This is a genomic window from Microbacterium sp. C448 (genome assembly GCF_000582705.2).
GTDB classification, from domain to species: domain Bacteria; phylum Actinomycetota; class Actinomycetes; order Actinomycetales; family Microbacteriaceae; genus Microbacterium; species Microbacterium lacus_A.
Window position 1 is genome coordinate 1 of record NZ_HG779596.1, and the last position, 17,977, is coordinate 17,977.

16 protein-coding genes and 1 pseudogene are annotated in these 17,977 nt (G+C 64.8%); 5 read left to right on the top strand and 12 right to left on the bottom strand.

The genetic code is table 11. From position 1 onward, the window contains the following. Positions 1 to 1,007: ISL3 family transposase (locus MIC448_RS01405; RefSeq protein ID WP_036294942.1), on the top strand; the 1,007-nt coding region annotated here is incomplete at its 5' end. Between the two features lie 104 nt (positions 1,008 to 1,111). On the opposite strand, the gene MIC448_RS01410 is transcribed toward MIC448_RS01405, so the two are convergent. After that, entirely contained in the window at positions 1,112 to 3,676 is a 2,565-nt protein-coding gene (locus MIC448_RS01410; protein WP_036294945.1) for a DEAD/DEAH box helicase, read from the bottom strand. Between the two features lie 3 nt (positions 3,677 to 3,679). Further along, a complete protein-coding gene (locus tag MIC448_RS01415; RefSeq protein ID WP_158497514.1) occupies positions 3,680 to 5,383 on the bottom strand; it encodes a site-specific DNA-methyltransferase in 1,704 nt (567 codons plus the stop codon). Positions 5,384 to 5,395: 12 nt separating this feature from the next. Between MIC448_RS01415 and MIC448_RS01420 the strand changes: the two genes are divergently transcribed. Continuing rightward, complete coding sequence (locus MIC448_RS01420; RefSeq protein WP_158497515.1) at positions 5,396 to 5,749, top strand: hypothetical protein; 354 nt, start codon at positions 5,396 to 5,398, stop codon at positions 5,747 to 5,749. Here MIC448_RS01420 and MIC448_RS01425 read toward each other — a convergent pair. Next, positions 5,741 to 6,022 carry a helix-turn-helix domain-containing protein gene (locus MIC448_RS01425; RefSeq protein ID WP_036294951.1) on the bottom strand — a complete coding sequence of 94 codons (282 nt, stop codon included), beginning with the start codon at positions 6,020 to 6,022 and terminating at the stop codon, positions 5,741 to 5,743. The genes MIC448_RS01420 and MIC448_RS01425 overlap by 9 nt on opposite strands. Positions 6,023 to 6,084: 62 nt before the next feature. Here MIC448_RS01425 and MIC448_RS01430 point away from each other — a divergent pair, with 62 nt between their 5' ends. Next, on the top strand, positions 6,085 to 6,477 hold the full coding sequence (locus MIC448_RS01430) for a hypothetical protein (protein ID WP_036294954.1): 393 nt from the start codon (positions 6,085 to 6,087) through the stop codon (positions 6,475 to 6,477). 98 nt (positions 6,478 to 6,575) lie between these two features. Here MIC448_RS01430 and MIC448_RS01435 read toward each other — a convergent pair whose 3' ends face one another. The 4 genes from MIC448_RS01435 to MIC448_RS01450 form a co-directional block, all read right to left on the bottom strand. Beyond that, entirely contained in the window at positions 6,576 to 7,310 is a 735-nt protein-coding gene (locus MIC448_RS01435; protein ID WP_158497516.1) for a zinc-ribbon domain-containing protein, read from the bottom strand. A 560-nt stretch (positions 7,311 to 7,870) separates the two neighbouring features. Beyond that, on the bottom strand, positions 7,871 to 8,935 hold the full coding sequence (locus MIC448_RS01440; protein ID WP_036294962.1) for a TniB family NTP-binding protein: 1,065 nt from the start codon (positions 8,933 to 8,935) through the stop codon (positions 7,871 to 7,873). A 2-nt stretch (positions 8,936 to 8,937) separates the two neighbouring features. Then, a complete protein-coding gene (locus MIC448_RS01445) occupies positions 8,938 to 10,974 on the bottom strand; it encodes a Mu transposase C-terminal domain-containing protein (protein WP_036294965.1) in 2,037 nt (678 codons plus the stop codon). Further along, positions 10,967 to 11,836 carry a TnsA-like heteromeric transposase endonuclease subunit gene (locus tag MIC448_RS01450; protein ID WP_306342056.1) on the bottom strand — a complete coding sequence of 290 codons (870 nt, stop codon included), beginning with the start codon at positions 11,834 to 11,836 and terminating at the stop codon, positions 10,967 to 10,969. Before MIC448_RS01450 ends, MIC448_RS01445 begins: the two co-directional genes overlap by 8 nt. Positions 11,837 to 11,976: 140 nt before the next feature. Between MIC448_RS01450 and MIC448_RS01455 the strand changes: the two genes are divergently transcribed. Both MIC448_RS01455 and MIC448_RS01460 read left to right on the top strand, forming a co-directional pair. Beyond that, positions 11,977 to 12,369 carry a winged helix-turn-helix domain-containing protein gene (locus MIC448_RS01455; protein WP_036294970.1) on the top strand — a complete coding sequence of 131 codons (393 nt, stop codon included), beginning with the start codon at positions 11,977 to 11,979 and terminating at the stop codon, positions 12,367 to 12,369. A gap of 1 nt (position 12,370) precedes the next feature. Further along, positions 12,371 to 13,348 (top strand): SRPBCC family protein, encoded by a 978-nt coding sequence (locus MIC448_RS01460; protein ID WP_036294972.1) that lies wholly within the window; start codon positions 12,371 to 12,373, stop codon positions 13,346 to 13,348. A gap of 22 nt (positions 13,349 to 13,370) precedes the next feature. On the opposite strand, the gene MIC448_RS01465 is transcribed toward MIC448_RS01460, so the two are convergent. The 5 genes and pseudogenes from MIC448_RS01465 to MIC448_RS01485 form a co-directional block, all read right to left on the bottom strand. Continuing rightward, positions 13,371 to 13,787: a hypothetical protein gene (locus tag MIC448_RS01465; protein ID WP_036294975.1), complete on the bottom strand. Its 417-nt coding sequence runs from the start codon at positions 13,785 to 13,787 to the stop codon at positions 13,371 to 13,373. 124 nt (positions 13,788 to 13,911) lie between these two features. After that, entirely contained in the window at positions 13,912 to 14,352 is a 441-nt protein-coding gene (gene sufU / locus MIC448_RS01470) for a Fe-S cluster assembly sulfur transfer protein SufU (RefSeq protein ID WP_036294978.1), read from the bottom strand. Further along, positions 14,349 to 15,620 (bottom strand): SufS family cysteine desulfurase, encoded by a 1,272-nt coding sequence (locus MIC448_RS01475; protein ID WP_036294982.1) that lies wholly within the window; start codon positions 15,618 to 15,620, stop codon positions 14,349 to 14,351. The genes sufU and MIC448_RS01475 overlap by 4 nt, the downstream gene beginning before the upstream one ends. Positions 15,621 to 15,658: 38 nt before the next feature. Then, entirely contained in the window at positions 15,659 to 17,695 is a 2,037-nt protein-coding gene (locus tag MIC448_RS01480) for an APC family permease (protein WP_243419839.1), read from the bottom strand. Between the two features lie 99 nt (positions 17,696 to 17,794). Continuing rightward, positions 17,795 to 17,977: pseudogene (locus tag MIC448_RS01485) on the bottom strand (amidohydrolase); the annotation flags it as partial.

The window sequence follows — 17,977 nt, forward strand, 5'->3', positions numbered from 1 at the left end:
CGCGGGCGAAGATCTCGCGAAGCGGAGTGAGCTGGGCGCTTGAGGGCGTCGTCCTTGACCACCTCACCGTGACCCGTGTTGCGGCGGGGCTCGGGGTGTCCTGGCATACGGCGAACAACGCGATCATCGCCGAAGGCAAGCGTCGGCTGATCGATGACCCTCACCGGTTCGATGGGGTCACGACGATCGGGGTCGATGAGCATGTCTGGCGACACACGCGGTTCGGGGACAAATACGTGACCGTGATCATCGACCTCACCCCGACGCGGAACAAGACGGGCGCGGCGCGGTTGTTGGACGTGGTCGAGGGCCGCTCGAAGGCCGTGTTCAAGCAGTGGCTCGCCGACCGGCCGCAGGCATGGCGGGACGGCGTCGATGTTGTCGCGATGGACGGGTTCACCGGGTTCAAGACCGCTGCCGCGGAAGAGCTCCCCGACGCGGTCCCGGTGATGGATCCGTTCCACGTCGTCCGTCTCGCCGGTGACGCGTTGGACCGGTGTCGGCAACGCGTCCAGCAAGACACCCTCGGGCATCGAGGCCGCGCCAGTGACCCCCTCTACAAGGTCCGCCGCACCCTGCACACCGGCGCGGGGTTCCTCACCGAGAAACAGCAAGCCCGGCTTGAGGCCGTGTTCGCGAGCGATGAGCATGTCGAGGTCGAAGCGACGTGGGGTATCTACCAGCGCATCGTCGCCGCCTACCGAGAACCCGACAAGGTGAAGGGGAAGCAGGCGATGCGAGCCGTGATCGACGCGATCACCACCGGCGTTCCCGCCGCCCTCGCCGAGATCCGGCGCCTGGGTCACACCCTCAAGCAGCGCGCCGCGGACGTCCTCGCGTTCTTCGACCGGCCCGGCACCAGCAACGGCCCGACGGAGGCGATCAACGGGCGCCTCGAGCACCTCCGCGGTTCCGCCCTCGGGTTCCGCAACCTCACGAACTACATCGCCCGCAGCATGCTCGAAAGCGGAGGGTTCAGACCACTGCTACACCCTCGATTGCGATGAGCCGCTATGTGCCACAGTCTGTGGCACATTCCCGGCGAATACGTGGGCGTCGAGATGTCCCACAAGCTGTGGGACATCTCGCATCCCACCAGTTTGACCAGCCGTCAGTAGTCGATTCCGTGCATTCGGAAGATCGCCTCGACGCTTTCACCGGCGTCGAGGGCTGAACGTACGATGCCTCGAGTCGCCGTGTCGTGGATCGAGAGAAGCAACGTCTTGCCCTCGATCTGGGTGATGGGCCAGATTGCGCGGTAGACGGCAGCGTGGTCGTCGGCGTAGTCGAGATAGCCGCGCAGCTTGTCGGCCCAGTCTTCGAGTTGGATGCCGTGCGGGTCGATGATCGAGGGCGACACTCCGCCCCCGCCGTCATGGAATGTGACAAAGTCGGGGAAGAGCCGCGCCCAAGATCCCGTCCCGCTGTCGCGGTAGGGGATGCAGAGCGCTCGGTCGCCACCGGTCGGGTTGCGATACCAGGCGACGAGCGAGTCCTCGCTGAGCTCCGTCTTGAGTACCTTGCGCTCGAGTCCGTCGGTGGCGGAGGGTTTCTTCCAGAAGTGGCCGTCGGTGTCCTGGTAGATGTGCTTCGGCCATCGGTTTGTCTCGTCGTCGCGGATGTTCGCGCGAAGCTGGTCGTCTGACGAGTCAGGTTCCATCCGGATTGAAATCGCCTCTTCGATGGTGCCATCGATGATGATGCCGGGGCGCTGTGTCGGCTCCTTGGCTTCCGCCTGAATGCGTGCGTAGCGTGAGCGATCGGCCTCGGGCAGAAGCGAGATCGCCTTCGCGTGCTGTTTGAACCAGTCGGTCGCGAGCGATGCGGCTGCGTTCTCGACGTTGTCCACCACGTGTTCCGTGAGCGCCAGTGCGGCGACAGTGATCTTCGCTTCGATCGGATCTTCGTCGGGATCCTTGTCTACGAGGTAGGACCAGTAGGCCTCGGCCGTGCCGTCCTTAAGGGCACGGCTGGCGCGTTTGAAGACGTCGTCGATGTTCTTGGCGTCTAGGCGGGTGCCGGTGACGACTCGCTCCCCATCGATGACCGACCCGTCGATCGACGTCAGCAACTCGAACACCGACGCGCTCGACACCGCGGTTCGCTTCGCTTGGAGTTCACCGGAAGCTTCAAGCTTGCCGGCCTCGTCATCGAGCTTGCCATTGAGGAACGCTGCTGCCTGCGCTGCCGCGTTCGGCCGGATGCCATCGTTTTCGAGGAGTGTCGCGAGTGCATGGAGGCGCCGCACATCGGGGGTGGACGACTGCGATGGAACGACATAGGTAGGGAGGTCGGCAAGCACCTTCAACGCCGCTTCCATCCCACTCGGTGCGCGGTAATCAAGTGTCAGACGTACAACCTCTGCGGTCGCGCCGGCCTCACCTCCGGCGAACTGGCCGACAACCTGCATCACGGTGTTCCGGTCGAATCGCGGAAGGTATGCCTGCACGCGATTCAGAGACTCGTCCGACGCGATACGCCTGGCCAGCGGCTGACGAACGATTCTGCCGATCAGCTGAGCGATCGGCGTGTAGTCCACCGACGCCCGGAGGGAGACCAGCACTTCCGCTCGGGGACAGTCCCACCCCGTCGTGATGGCATTCTTTGCGAGGACAACTCGAACATGGGTTGCGTCTTGGATGTCCTGCGGCGGCATGTAACGCACCGCACGATGCGACCCCAGATCGATCGGCGCGCGCTCAGCGAACGTGTGCACGATGTTCGAGGCGACGAGCCCCGGCCACTCCTGGGTGATGGCATCGATTACCGCGCGCACAAGCTCTAGGAACTCACCGTCGTCGGAGCGCTGGTCGGGTAGCTGAACGACGAGGGCCGGCTTTACCGCCGCTTCCCCCTGCTGCTCGGCGTAGGCCTGCCAGCGCTGCTCGAACTCGAGTGTCTTTTGGACCGCCAGCCGGACGAAGGTCGTGTCTGCGGTGACTTCACCCTGCACCGCTGCTGGGGCGAGAACGATCCTGTCCTTGACGAGCCCGGAGTCACGAACTTTCTCGATCGGGACGACGTAGTTCTTCCGGAACCGGTTCTGTTGCTCGAGCGCCTTATTGAGGCGCTGAGCAGTGGCAGAGATTCCGATGAACACAGGGATTGGGACATCGCCGTTGATGATCTTGTTGACGATGGTCGGCGACCCACCTGGCTTCTCTGTGACCCCGTAGTGCGCCTCGTCGACGACCACCAGAAAGCGACTGCCGCGCAGACGAACAGTGTTGGCGATGGTGTCCCAGATCGTGTAGCGCTGGGTGTCGGACCGTTTCGTGATTCGAGCGGATGCTGAGGCCGCCTGGGTGTTCAGGAAGTAGATTGCGCCCGCAGCAAAGGACTCCTCATCGAACGATGCGCCCTGTCCGATGAGCCGAATGTCGTTGATCTTCTCGCTGGCTTCCTGCATCTTGCGGGCCGTCTGCGCGTTCAGGCTGGGGTCGTTCGTCACCCACAGCACAGTCGTTCCCTCGACCGGATCGGTGAAGTCGGACCCGAAGATCAACTGCTCGATCACCGAGGTCGCGATGACCGTCTTGCCGGCTCCTGTCGCGGCCTCCAAGACCACGGCCCCGAGAAGTTCGGTGTCGTTCTCGTAGCGCGCTTGTGCCTTCTTGATCTCCGAGATCAGGGCCTCAGACGCGGTGCGCTGGAAGTCGAGGAGGTGAAACTTCACGCCTCAGCCCTTTCCATTGATCTCGAAGGAATGCAAGTAGTCCGCGTAGAGGCGCGTCGTTTCCAGCCGCAACTCCAGTGGTAAGTAGGCCACGGCTTCCTGGAACTCGCTCTCCGAGTCCGTCACAACAAAGAGGTGACGCAGGTCGCGATCGTGCACGGCGATCAGCTCGGCGAACGCCTTCGCCTGCGCAGGGGCGAACAGCACCCCGTATATCGCCCCGCTGGGCAGCGCCCAAAGTGCATCTCCTCGTCGCCGCACAACAGGACCGACCCCGCCGGCCTTCAGCCACAGGAGCGGCGCCACAGCGTCGAATCGTCTGCCTAGTGCGATGAGGTTTTCGTCCTCGTACGTCAGCTTGAGGAAAGCCACGTTCTCATCCAGGCCATCTGAGTACTTCGATCCGTCGGGGCGAATCCCGGTCACGATCGTCTCGACGCGGGGACGAGCTACTTTCTGGAAGACGCCCTCTGCCTCCCACTCTGGATCCCCGGGGAGGCACCCAGCCTTCCGGAGAGCCGCTGCGGTCTTGGCCGACAGCTCGTTGTTTGTAACCGCAATGGCCTGTCGGCTGCCTCCGTCTTCCGCGTTCAGACGCATGACTGCCTCGACGGTGGTTCCAGTGCCGACGAAGAAGTCAAGGAAGATGGCGTCCGGACTGCCACCCGACGCCAAGTCCAACCACCGTGAGATGACCTCCACATCCTTGGGGTATGGGAAGTCCTTTGAGCCGAGAACCGACTCGAGGTGTTTCGCGGCGCTCGTCCTCTTCTTCTCGAAGACAGATGTCGGCACCATTCCGTCGCCACCTTCGAGGTAGGTCTTGCGATTGATGTACTCCGTGTGGTCCTTTCCCCACAGGATTAGATCGGCGTCGATGTCTTCCTGCATACGTTCGGGTTTGGAATAGATCCATCCACGACTCGGAACAGGCACGGGCAAGCCGGTCACGGGATGGCGCACGTCGTAAGTCGGGCCACCTCCACCCGGCCAAGAGATGTCTCTCTTCCGGAAGACCCGCCCGTCAGGCTCAAACTCGTAGAACCTGTTGTTGACCTTGGCTGGGTCGCCGTCAGGCAAAGCAGCGATCCACGCCTTCATCGCGCGCGAGGCTACAAGAGGGTCGTGTGCGGAGTCCTCCCAAGCGCGTGCGGCAGCAACCGCGATCCGCGCGTCGGCGGGTCGTTGCTCCCGCCATCGAGCACCGGAACCGGCTAGGGTTGCTTCACTCTTCGCATAGACCAGCATGTAGTCGTGTCCAGTCGACACGTAACGGGAGTCGTTCTTCCTTCCCCCTTGCCAGACCAAGTTGGCGATGAAGTTGCGTTCTCCGAACTCTTGGTCGAGAAGTGATTTCAGCCGAGCTTGTTCAGCGTCATCGATCGCGACAATGAGCACACCAGTGTCCTTGAGCAACCGCTTCGCGTGACGAAGACGCCGTTCCATAAAACTCAACCACTTCGAGTGACGGTACGCGTCCAGATCCCCGACGAGACGATCGTTGTAGATCCATGTGCTCGTCCCGGTGTTGTACGGCGGGTCGATGTAGATCAGGTCAATCTTCCGCTCGTGCGTGTAAAGCAACGTCTCGAGCGCGTAGTAGTTTTCGCCCTCGATCACGATGTGAGTCGGTTTGTCGCCGCCGCGATTGACCTCTCCGAGCGGCGCCAGCCCGGGATAGATCGGGACGCTGAAGTCCTTGACCACGACTAGCTGATCGTGATCGACCGTAGCGGATTCGCTCCCGTCGATCGTCTGCTTCGCAGCATCCACCGCGATGATCGTTGCTCGCCCGTCCTTTGTCGCGAGCACGACGTGATTCTGCTTCTCAGGATCGGCGCGCAAGCGCACAATGTCGCCTCGTCGCGGCCTGGTGCCAGGAACCTCGAGATCCTCCGGCAGGTGGCGCTGGAAGACGAGACCGAAGTCCTTGTGCTCCACGAGCTTCGCCACCTCTTCGGCGATCTGCGCCCGCAGATGAGGATCCGGGATTCGCTCGATGAGATTGTCTACGTGGGCCACGAGTTACACCGTACCGGGGCCGCTGATGGCGGCCACAGCCGACTACCGTAGCGTCAGGTCGGGGGTGCGAGGAGGAAGGAGTTCGCTGAGCTCGATGTCGAGAACTTGGGCGATTGCGAGGAGCGTCATCAGGCGCGGATTGGCGGCGGAGTCTGGTCGAGACTCGCCTTTCTCGAGCTTCTGGAACGTGTATCTGCTGAGATTCGCTTCGTAGGCGACCCGATCTTGGCTGTATCCGCGTGCCACGCGATGCCGCTGGATGTTGGTTCCGATCTCGCGAACGTACGCACTCCAATCGGAGTTCGAGGACGGGACGCTACGCACCCTTTCAGGCTGGCCGCGAGGCCTCCCGGGGAAGGCCTAATCGGTATGGCAATCTCTCGACCATGGGCTTCGCACTGGTCGACGTGGACAGCTTCCGGATGGTCGTTCGCGATCCCTTCTTAGAAGCGCTGATCAGCATCGTCTCGGAGCCGAACGGCTCGTCGACGGCGCAGCATGCGTACGAGGCGACCTGCCACTGGTGGGACGAGCACTCGGAGGGGCCGACGGCTACTGAACTGTTCGAGGCGATGTTTGAGCCGACCGACTGGCTGAGCGTCATCGAAGACCACGGTCGTCCGCGCGCCGATCAGGAGGCGCAGCTCGAGCTCCTGCGCGAATGGCTCTTGCTCTACTGGTGTCGGGCCGGTGCGATCTGTTTCGTCGCAGGGGTCGACATCGTGATCCGACCGGGTAGTCCCGCGTTCGTTGGCCCGAGGGTGGATGAGGGGAAGTAAGCAGCTTCCCAAGAATGACTACCTGGTCAAGGTTGCTCGGCGCTTCGGCGTCGATCCTGACGAGCCGCAATCGCGACGAGGAGGCAAGCCATGGATGGCTATTCCCGCACGGCGCGCGTGCCGTCGCAGTACGGGCAGCCAAGTCCCTTCGTCACCCGGGCTCGGATCGGAGCCTCCCACCGATGCCCGCTCCGGCACCGCCATTTGACGCGTCGGCCCGAGTTGGCGCCGACATGGTTGGGGTCGCCGGCATTGCGACCACGAGTCTTGTCCCACTCCCGGGCGAGGTCGGGGTGAGTTGTTCGGAGGTCTGTATGCCCCGGCCACGCTCGCTGGCCAGCGCAGTAAGGGCACCCGCTCATGGCGAGGCCCCGCGTGGAAGGGCTTGCCTCCCACATATGGCCCTCGTCGCAGGCCCACCACGCGTTCCTTGATATCCCGCGCGTCTCCCATGGGTTGCGTGTGTGGTCGTTCAAACCCCAGGCCCATTCAGCAACGGCACTCGGATTTCGCTGCACCCAGAGCGGATAGGGGGCGGTGACATCGATGATCGCCGCAGCATCCACGACATCTAGTGGAATGTACAACGATGCGAAACGGGTAGGCCGTGTTGCGCGACGAGTCGGCCGCAGCCAGAGCACAACCCTCTCGATCAAGATGTCGGCGGGACCGCCGACCCGTGGGATGTCATCTGCAATGGCGGCGCGGATGTTCTTAGTTGACGACGACCGCCATCGCTCGACCGTCGTCTTGTCGGAGAGGACTTCGAGCATGGCGACGGTCACGGGGTACAGCAATGCGCGGCCAAGGATCTCGCGGTTGTCGGCGCTCATGCCTCTCGTTAGCAGCGAGCCATGCGGCTTGCTCAGGACTGCGTCGTCGCGCACCATTTCCCACACTCGCGCGTGAAGTTGTGCAGAGACGCGGCCGGCGCTGACCAACCGCCGGAACCTATGTTCGGCGTGTGCTTGAGCGGGATCGAGCGGAAGGACCGGCTGCGACGCGGGCGGGGTGCCTGGACCGGCCCACACCATCTGCCCAGGATGCCGAAGGCACCAGTTCTCGCGATCATGTGGGATCTGCTCCACGCGCTCTCCCGCGCCGCAAAGCCGACAGAGGAATCGCTCAGGATAAGTTCCCTCGGGATTCGGCTGCGCGTGCCCCTTCAATCTTGCGTAGTGACCAGCGGGTCGCCCCGCGCCAGCTTCAACGATTGCTGCGGCCGCGCCCTCGACGGCCCAGACACGGTTCAGGTAGGGCTGCGCTCGGGTGGTCAGTCCCCGCTCGGCGATCTCGAGCGGTACCCCTGCGGCTTCGCACTGGCGCCGTAGGTACGAGCGCGGCGACTCGAGCCTGTGCCACTTGGGGCGGACTGCCCATGCGAGCTCACCTATCACGCGGCCTCGTCAAGGTCGTCCTCGTGGAGGTCCTCGAGAGTGATCTTGTGCCGGACCGGCGTCGTGTACCGCAAGTCATCCAGCACTGCGTACAGCCGCTGGCGTGTCACCCGTTCGTTCCTGCGGGCGGTGTCGTCCAGGGTCGCGGCGATCAGCCGCTCGACGATCATTGCCAGTACGGAGAGCTGGCCCCCTGCAGCCTTGTGGAGGACTGCCGCGTTGCGGGTTAGGAGCCCCGGGGCGTGACCGCACAACGGGAGATTGCGGTCGAAGACAGCCACCCACCGATGCCACAGCACCCGACCCTCGTCCTCTTTGAGATCGGTCTTGCGCAGCGTCACCATGTCGCACCGCATGCGGACTTGAAGCCCTTCTGTGCTTCCGAACGCCTTTCCCCCTCCCAGGGCGATGCCGACAAGGAGGACGGTGGCGGATGACTCGTTCTGCAGCGCTTTGATGACGCTGGAGGGTTCGCTACCGCCCAGTCGGTGGGCCTCGTCGATCACCAGCAGTTTGGTGCGATGAGTCTGCAGCATGTCGACCGCCATCTTGCGGAGTCTGTCGGTGTTCGCGTGAAGCGGCACCGAGACGGTGGGTGCGAGGAACTCGATGATCTGGGCAAGCAGTGCCTTGCCGGTGGAGTGGTCGGTCATCTCCGTCCACACCACCGGGACCTCCCCGCGGTCGACGTAGTCAGGATTACGGGCGGCGTGCGACTGTTCAGTAGAGCGGGCGAGAAGCAGCGCCAACTCGGTCTTGCCGTAGAACATGGGCGCGGAGATCATCAGACCGCGGCGTGAGTTCTTCCGGCGCGGATTTGAGGCGATGAGCTTGGCCAGGATCCGGGCGCCGATGTCCTGCTCTGGTGTTGGCACACGCAGCGTGAGATGGAGGAAGTCGTCCCGGGCCTGATCGTACGCAGCCCGCCCTCTCGTCGGCAGGGTGGAGTACTCGGCGAACGACAGCGGGGGAGGCGGGGGCGGAAGAGCGGTGAACGCCTCACGCAGTCCGAGCAGGGTGGTCTTGCGCGCGTGGTGTAGCACCAGAGGTTGGACGATCACCTTCAGAACTCCTTCACCGTGACGATGTCGTACTCCGGCGAGTCCCAGTCGATGTCACCGACATCGGCAGGGTCGGTCCATCCGTCCAGGTCGATCGGCTCCGGGTCCGTCGCGCCGGAATCGGACATATAGGGCGCCGTTGCGCCGGTGGCCCTGTCGCGAAGGTTGCGATTGCGGGCGCGCTTGTCGCTGCGCTCCCGCCTCTCCATGACATCCAGGAGCTCCGTCCTCTTCGGGGTCTCGCCTGGGTCACCGGAGCCGAATCGTTCGACCAGCTTGACTGCAGCCTCGGCGACCATCCACGCCGCCTTGTCGTCGAGCGCGGTGTCCCAGCACTCGATCCACTCGTCGGTCTCTGGGTGGCGCACCCACACGGCGTTGGAGTTGTAAGGGTCGTAACTGATGTCGAACTTCCGCGCCCGGGTTGAGCCGGTGGCCGCACCTGTCAACGAGCGGTCGCGCAGTTCGGCCAGCAACGGCGAGTCGTAGGTCCGGTTGTTGAACTCGATGCCTTCGCTGCTGATCACGCGGGGTTTTGTAGGCAGGAGGGCGAAGAAGTCCTCCGCGCGGAACGGCAACTGCACGCCCGGGCCGACCTCGAACAGTACTGCGTACATCTGGTTGGGAGTCCACTCCCGCCCCGGGAACAGCGGCGACTTCAACCCGCCGTGATGTGTGTTCAAGTAGACCGTCGTGATCCATGTCTCGAACGCAAGCCGCACCGAGTCAAGCGTCAGCGTCGGGTTATCCCGCTTACCCCTGTTCGCGACCGAACTGCCAGTCGCGCCGGCCAGCCAGGTCGCAAAGCTGGTCGATGTGGTTCCGAAGTTGCGCTCGACATGCGGCTTCACCGTAGCGGCGTTCGGGGGCGCCAGCACCAGGGTGATGCCGAACGCGCGACACGCAGCCTCAAACGTCGCAGAGCGAAAGTCGGCGCCTCCGTCGATCGTGATCGCGTGAGGGAAGATCCAGGGCACAGCCAACGAGTCGTCGTCGAGGTACGGATTCACTCTCTTCATCAGCTCAATGGGAAGAGTTGCGGATCCGGAAAGCACCGCGGCAGCGGACCCTGGAATCGCACGGCGCCCCACGATGGCACGAGCCAGCAGAAGTGAGTGATCGAATCCGTTCGGCGAGTTAGCGTGGATCGCCCATGCGAGAGGCACTCGACTCGCGACATCGAAAAGCACGGTCGCAGTGGGGCGGTAGGTGTTGCCCCTGTCATCCCACACCTGCACATCCAGCAGCGTCGAGTCGATCTCGCACACCGCTCCGAGTCGGAAGGCGCTGCCGGAGAAGTGTTGGCGATCCGGACTGTTCGCGGCCGTGCGCCGAGTGGTGGCCTTATCGAAGCTGTACCGACCCGCGTCTCGCTCATTGATGTAACCCTGCAGCGTGGTGTCAGTGATATCGCAGACCGGGTCGCCCGGGTACATGCTCTCCAGCATCCGACGCACCAGCAACGCGCAGTGGCGTCGAGTAGTAGTCGGCATATCCCTGCGATCGTCCAGCGCACGGTCGATGACGGCGACCAGTCGCGGATCTGCCCTCGCGATCACAAGTCTTCGCTTGCCCCGTCTGTGCATCCGGGCGTCCAGCCCCGCCACACCGTGCGATTGATAGACCTTCCAGAAGTTGAACAGCGCCTTCCGCGAGCGGGCCAATGACGTGCCGGCCGTCTCCGCGATCTTCGACGCAATCCGCTGCTCCTGTGTCGTAATGGCAGGGTCATACTGCGGGCGCGGCCCGGTTGCAGTCGGGGCCATCGGGATACCCCGAAATGCTTCCAGCAAGTGCCTCTCCATGTCGAGTACGTCACTTGGCCAATCGCCGCCAGCGATCCGCAGCGGAAGATCCACATCACGCTTCGAGCTGCCCGCATGAGCAAGTAACTCGGGAACCGAGATGACCATCCAGTCGTCGGCGGTTCCCTCGCGGCGCAACTTGGCCTCGGTACCCCGACGCACTCCTTCCCACGCCCACGACTCCCCGTCGATCTCAACGATGTCGCCCAGCCGCAGCTTGTGCTCTTCAGGCATTGGATCTCCCCCCTTCCAGAACGCGCTCCGACGACGTGAACACGGTGTCGCTGTTGAAGACAGCTCCTAGATCCAGGTGGAGAAGACGGCGCCACGCGAGGTTGTCGACCCAAGCTGCCGCCAGCGGTGGGCATTCCGGAGACGCGATCTCGCACAACTCGCGTCGAGTGCGCCCGCCCCGGGCGGCATCGAGGATCAGCGCTTCGATCTCAGGGACCGGCGCGCAGCGCTCATGGCGCGATGCAGACAAACAGTCGAGGTTCCGCGTCGCAAGCGTGTCGTGACCGGTGAGAACTCGGTAGTGCCAGCCGAGCGTCTCGCAGGTCTTAGCAGTTTCGTCGAACTGTAGACGCGTCGCGTGCTTCAGGCTTTCCTCCGGGCGGACATCGAACAGCCCGTAGCTACCGTCTGTGAACTGAGCCAGGAAGTCGGGAACGTGCGAATATCCCGCTAGGCGCGAACCGTGCCCAAAGGCGATCGCCATCGGCTGCGCCCAAAGGCGCTCCACCTGTGCACCGAAGTCGAGCCATAGCAATTCCCAGCGCTCCTCCTGAGACTCGCACCAGACATGGCTACGCGTCCGCTGCCAGAAGTACATCGAGTTGGTGAAGCGGTGCCGGACACCCTTCGATGTGCGAACACGCCTCGGATTTATCGACGCCCAGTCCCGCTCTCCAACGTCTCGTGTGACGATCGCGTAGTCCTGGCGAACGGGGGATCGGACCGTGTCGTCGATTGAGCGGGGCAGCCAGTGGGCCTCCGTGTACGGCGAGCGACGCCGCACCGTGATCTGCTTCGCAGTTTCGACTGGACGCACCGGGACCTCCTGGCACCGGTCTATATGCGGAGAGGCGGGTGACACGCGCGACTCGCGGAGTAAGTGACATTCCGTGTCATCGAGCTCATGCCGTATGTCAGGTAAAGAGCCGTTGTGTCACGCAAACCCGTTCCCGACACGAACGGGGTTGACGGGAACAGGCTACGGCGCTAACGTACAACCAAATGGTTGCACAATTGGCACAGGGCGAAGCGAGCGAGCTGAGCGATGACGAGATCGACCGCGTGTTTCAGGCGCTCGCCGCGGCGACGCGCCGAGACATCCTGCGTCGAACAATCGAGCACGAGCAGTCGATCTCGACGCTCGCCCAGGACTACGACATGTCGTTCGCGGCCGTCCAGAAGCACATCGGTGTTCTCGAGGCGGCCGGCCTCATCATCAAGCGCGCCGAGGGGCGCGAGCGTCTGGTGCGGGCGGACCCGACCATGATCGCCCGGGCCCGCGCCTTGCTGGCGCGCTACGAAGAACTCTGGCGCGCACGGATCGACCGCCTCGATCTGTTGCTCGCCGCAACACCCCAGACCGAACCCATCGACCCATCCACAGAAGGAGAGTGACATGCCCGTCACTGACGTCACCACCGACCCCGAAGCGTTGACGATGACGCTCGTCGCCGACTTCGCCGCACCGATCGAACGCGTCTGGACGGCGTTCACCGACCCCCGCCAGCTCGAACTCTTCTGGGGCCCTCCGGGATGGCCCGCGACGTTCACCGAGTTCGACCTGCAGGTCGGCGGGCGCGCGCAGTACCGGATGACGGGGCCGCAGGGTGACGCACCCCGAGCCGCGTGGGAGTTCATCGCGATCGATGCCCCGAAGCGCCTCGAGGTGATCGACAGCTTCGTCGGTGAGGACGGTGAGATCGACGCCGATATGCCGTCGATGCGCATGGTTCTGACCTTCGAGGAGACATCGGGGGGAACGCGGGCAATCAATACGACGCACTTCGCCTCTCACGAGGCGCTCGAACAGATGGTCGCGATGGGCATGGTGGAAGGCTCGACCATGGCGATGAGCCAGCTCGACCGGGTGCTCGAAGGGCTCCGCGCGTACGCGCAGGGCAAGGGTACGCAGACCGAGCTGCTCGACGACACCCACGTGAGCATCACGCGCATGATCGAGGGTCCGCGCGACCTGGTGTGGCGCGCGCACCACGACCCTGAGCTGATGAAGAAGTGGCTCCTTGGCCCGGACGGGTGGCAGATGACGGTGTGCGAGGTCGACCCGCGTGTCGGCGGACGCTACCGCTACGCGTGGGCGCCCGACGCGGGAGTGGCGGGAGAGCCGTTCGGTTTCGACGGTGAGACGCTCGTGATGGAGGCGCCTCGCCGCTCGGTGACGACCGAGCACATGACCGACACCGACTTCCCGTCGACCCTCAATGACCTGTCGCTGCAGGAAGAGGACGGCGCCACGCTCATCACGGTGTTGATCGAGTACCCCGACAAGGAGACCCGTGACATGGTCCTTGCGACGGGCATGACCGACGGGATGGAGACGAGCTACGCCCGGCTCGAGGGAATGATCGCGGGGTAGCGCGGCGTCAGTATCCCGAACCTCACGCCGCGGCGGGCAGGTCGTCCGGCGTGAAGATCCGCATGCCGTCTTCGTGGAGCAAGAATCGCGCCCGCACACGGGCGCCCTGCCGGACGAGGTGGTCGCCGAGCCGCGCCCACGCGCGATCCAGTTCGGTGACCTGGTCGCCACCGCAGCGTTCCCACACGACGATGACCTGCGCGAAGTTGAACTCGCGCATGAGGTCCGCGAAGCGGTGGGCGAAGAGTTCGACCACGGGCAGGGTACCGAGGTCGTCGGTTGCGGTGAGTTCGTCCGGGTAATCCGGAAGCTCATCGCACGGCATGATGGGGCCTGTTGGGCGGTCATCCTCGTCGAGGAAGAACAGCCAGAGCTGCGGATGTGTGGCGCCGATCAGCAGATCGAACAGCCAGCCTTCGAGAGCGGCGTCGTCGCGCATCGGTGGAGTATCAGCGGGTCCAGTGGGCATACGCCCAGCCTGTCGGCGGGTCTCGCCCCGACCCGCGCGGTCGGTGGCGTCGGTGGACAACTCGGTCCGTCCCCGCGCTGGGGAGGAGGCGACGTTATGCCCGGGCCAGTGCGTCCTCGAGGGCAACCCACGCGAGCATCGCGCACTTGACACGCGCGGTGTACTTCGAGACGCCCGACAGAGCGGCCGCGTCGCCGTACTCCTCGACGTCGAGCTCGAGCTTGCCGCGCGAGCGCATGGCCTCGCGGAATCCGTCGACGAGAACGGATGCTTCGGCCCCGGGCATCCCTTCGACCAAGTCCGACAGCATCGAGGCCGAAGCCTGCGAGATCGAGCAGCCCGCGCCCTCCCACGTCGCATCGCGGATCGCGCCCGCGTCGTCGAGGCGCACCCGCAACGTTAGTTCGTCCCCGCAGATCGGGTTCCGTTGGTACGACGCTGCACTCGCGCCCTCGTCGGGTGCGAGCGGCGTGCCATGCGGATGCTTCGAGTGATCCAGGATCAACTCTTGGTACAGCGACTCGAGACCGCTCATGCCGATGCTCCGAAGAATGGGCGCACGCCCGACAGGGCGTCCAGGAAGGTGTCGATCTCGTCCTCCGTGTTGTAGAAAGCCGCGCTCGCCCGGACGGTGGCGGTTAGCCCGAATCGGCGGTGCAGTGGCTGGGCGCAATGGTGTCCGACGCGCACGGCGACACCGCGTGCGTCGAGGAACTGCCCCACATCGTGCGCGTGCACGCCGTCGACGTCGAATGAGGCGAGGGCGACCCGGTCGACCCCAGCGGCGTCACCGAGGATGCGGACCCCCGCGACCTCTCGCAGCCCCGCAACCAGGCGACGTTCGAGGGATGCCTCGCGCACTGCGATCGCATCGTGCCCGAGCGCGCCGAGGTACCGCACCGCTGCCGCGAGGCCGATTGCCTGGGACACGGGTTGTGTCCCCGCCTCGAAGCGCTGCGGCGGCGGGAGGTACTCGGCCGCTTCGAGGGTCACGGTCGTGATCATCGAACCGCCGGTGAGGAACGGTGGCAGGGCCTCGAGCACCTCCGAGCGCCCGTACAGCGCGCCGACGCCATAGGGCGCGAAGACCTTGTGGCCCGAGAACACCGCCAGGTCGACGCCGAGCCCCGGCAGATCGAGGGCGAGGTGCGGGGCGGACTGGCAGGCGTCGAGCACCGTCAGGGCACCGACCGAACGGGCCAGTGAGACGAGTTCGTCGACGGGGTTCACGATGCCCAGCACGTTCGACACATGCGGGAACGCGATGATCCGTGTGCGCGGCCCGAGGATCCCGGCGGCGGCCTCGAGGTCGAGCCGTCCGTCATCCAGAACGGGAATATGACGCAGCACCGCGCCCGTGCGCGCGGCAAGCTCCTGCCAGGGAATCAGGTTGGCGTGATGCTCGGACTCGGTCACGACGATCTCGTCACCGGGATCCAGGGCAAAGCGTTGCGCCGCCTCGCCGCCGCGTCCGAGGGATGCATTCCCGATCGAGTATGCGATGAGGTTGATGCCCGCCGTAGCGCCGGAGGTCCACACGATGTTGTCGGGCTGGGTTCCGACGAAGGTGGCAACGGTGGCCCGCGCATCCTCGAATGCTTCGGTCGCGTCGGCCGCCAGCGTGTGCGCGCCGCGATGCACGGCCGCGTTGCTGCGCGAGAGAAAGGATGCCTCGGCATCCAGCACGGCGCGCGGCTTCTGACTCGTGGCCGCAGAATCCAGGTACACCAGGGGTGAGCCGTTCACCTGTTCGCCGAGGATCGGGAAGTCGGTGCGGATCGATTCCACGTCGAAAGACGCCACGTCGAACGACGCCGCATCACGGGGCACAGCGAGGGGATTCACTCCTCCAGGCTACGCCGCGGCATCCGGCTCGAGGTTGTCTCGGGGGGCAGGCCGGATCGGTCCCCGCCCGGCAGCGGGCGCGAGCGGCGACCGTAGACGATCTCGGTCGAATCCAGCAGCCACGGCACGAGCGTGATGGTGACGCCGTGCACGAGCATCAGGTCGTGCGCGATCCGGCTCGCACGCCGGTTGTGCAGGAAGCTCTCCCACCAGTGCCCGACGATGTACTGCGGCAGATACACGGTGATGACCGCGGACCCGTTCTTCTTGCGATAGGCCTGGATGAACTCGCGGACGGGATGCGCGAAGGTGCGATACGGCGAGTCGACGATGACGAGCGGCACCGGCATCCGGTGTTCTTGCCACTCGGCCTGCAGATGGTCGGTCGATTCGGGATCGACCGAGACGTGCACGGCCATGGTCTTGTCGTGCTTGGCAGCAAGCGCGTAATCGATCGCTTTGACGACCGGCTTCTGCAGGCGCCCGACCAGCACGATCGCCACGTCTCCCTGTGAGCCGAAGTGGGTCGTGTCGTCGATCTCGATCTCGTGCTCGACATCGCGGTAGTAGCGGTTCACGCCGATCATGAGGGTCGCGAGGATCGGGATGAGCAGGAAGACGATCCACGCGCCGTGCGTGAACTTGGTGATCGTGACGATCACCAGCACGAAGACGGTCAGCGCCGCGCCGGCGCCGTTGATCGCGAGACCGATGCGTGCAGCGCGGAGGTCAGCACCCGTCGCACCCGTGCGGATCGCCCGGCGCCAGTGCCGGATCATGCCGATCTGTCCGAGCGAGAACGACACGAAAACGCCGATGATGTACAGCTGGATCAGGCTCGTGAGGCTCGCCTGGTAGATCACGAGGATGACAATCGCGGCCAGACCGAGCGCGATCATCCCGTTCGAGAAGACCAGCCGGTCGCCGCGCGTGTTGAGCGACTTGGGGGCGTAACCGTCGCGGGCGAGCACGGCTCCGAGCAGCGGGAAGCCGTTGAACGCGGTGTTGGCGGCGAGCAGCAGAACGCACGCCGTGGCGGCCTGGATGATGAAGAACGGGATGCTTCCCATCCCGAATGTCGCGCTCGCGACCTGGGCCATGAGGCTCGGCTGGGGGGTCGTGCAGTCGAAGCCGATCAGGTTGCAGGGGTTCTCGGCGTAGTGCACACCCGCGAAGAGGGCGAGCGCCGTCAGACCTGCGAACAGCAGGATGGCGATGCCACCCATGAGCGTGAGGGTCGCCTGTGCGTTCTTCACCTTCGGCTGCCGGAAGGCGGGAACGCCGTTCGAGACGGCCTCGACGCCCGTGAGGGCCGAGCATCCGCTCGAAAACGCGCGCAGCACCAGCAGAATCACGGCGGCCTGCGAGAGATCCTCGGCCTGCACCGCGAACTCGGCGCTCGACGCGATGGGAGGGTCGCCGAGCGCGACGCGGGCAAGGCCGACGACGATCATGACCGCAACCGAAGCGATGAAGACATAGGTCGGGATCGCGAACGCTTTGCTCGATTCGCGCACCCCGCGCAGGTTCACGGCCATGATCAGCACGACGAAGCCGACAGCGAACTCGATCCGCCACGGGTTGAGCTCCGGGATGGCCGAGATGATGTTGTCGACACCGGAAGCGATCGACACGGCGACCGTCAAGACGTAGTCGACGAGGAGAGCGGATGCCACGACCACCGCGGCGGGTTCGCCCAGGTTCTTCGACGCGACCTCGTAGTCGCCGCCGCCCGACGGGTACGCCTTGATGAGCTGCCGGTAGCTGACGACGACCACGATCAGCAGCACCACGACCGCTGCCGCGACGGCCGGGCTGAAGGCGAGGAACGCGAGCCCGCCGGTCAGCAGGATCATCAGAAGTTCCTGGGGAGCGTAGGCCACGGACGACAGGGCGTCGGACGCGAAGATCGGCAACGCGCGTCGCTTCGGAAGCAGCTGCCCGTCGAGCTGTTCGGTATGGAGAGGTTCGCCGAGAATCCAGCGCTTGACGGCTGGAGAGCTCGCACCCTCGCCGCGACTGTCGTTAGCCACGAGCGGCGACACTACGCCTGCGGTGGGTTGCGTGCAAGCGAATGCGGCGATCCGGGATGAAGGGGTGTCAAGCAGCCGCCGGGCGCCGAGCCGTCCCTCTCAGTCCAGAAACTCGCGCGCCGCGACCGTGAGAGTCTGCACGCCGTTGCGGAGCGTCGGCTGCAGAAGCGGGGCGAAGAACGGCGAGTGGTTGGTCGGGATGTCGCGGTCGATCGTGCCCTCGGCCTGGGCCTTCGCGAAAACGGCAGGGTCGACGCCGCCCCAGAACCAGAAGACCTGCGG

Coding starts and splice junctions, on each gene's coding strand:
- sufU (WP_036294978.1), bottom strand. CDS start 14,352: ATGAGCGGTCTCGAGTCGCTGTACCAAGAGTTGATCCTGGATCACTCG.
- MIC448_RS01445 (WP_036294965.1), bottom strand. CDS start 10,974: ATGCCTGAAGAGCACAAGCTGCGGCTGGGCGACATCGTTGAGATCGAC.
- MIC448_RS01435 (WP_158497516.1), bottom strand. CDS start 7,310: ATGAGCGCCGACAACCGCGAGATCCTTGGCCGCGCATTGCTGTACCCC.
- MIC448_RS01430 (WP_036294954.1), top strand. CDS start 6,085: ATGGGCTTCGCACTGGTCGACGTGGACAGCTTCCGGATGGTCGTTCGC.
- MIC448_RS01455 (WP_036294970.1), top strand. CDS start 11,977: ATGGTTGCACAATTGGCACAGGGCGAAGCGAGCGAGCTGAGCGATGAC.
- MIC448_RS01460 (WP_036294972.1), top strand. CDS start 12,371: ATGCCCGTCACTGACGTCACCACCGACCCCGAAGCGTTGACGATGACG.
- MIC448_RS01465 (WP_036294975.1), bottom strand. CDS start 13,787: ATGCGCGACGACGCCGCTCTCGAAGGCTGGCTGTTCGATCTGCTGATC.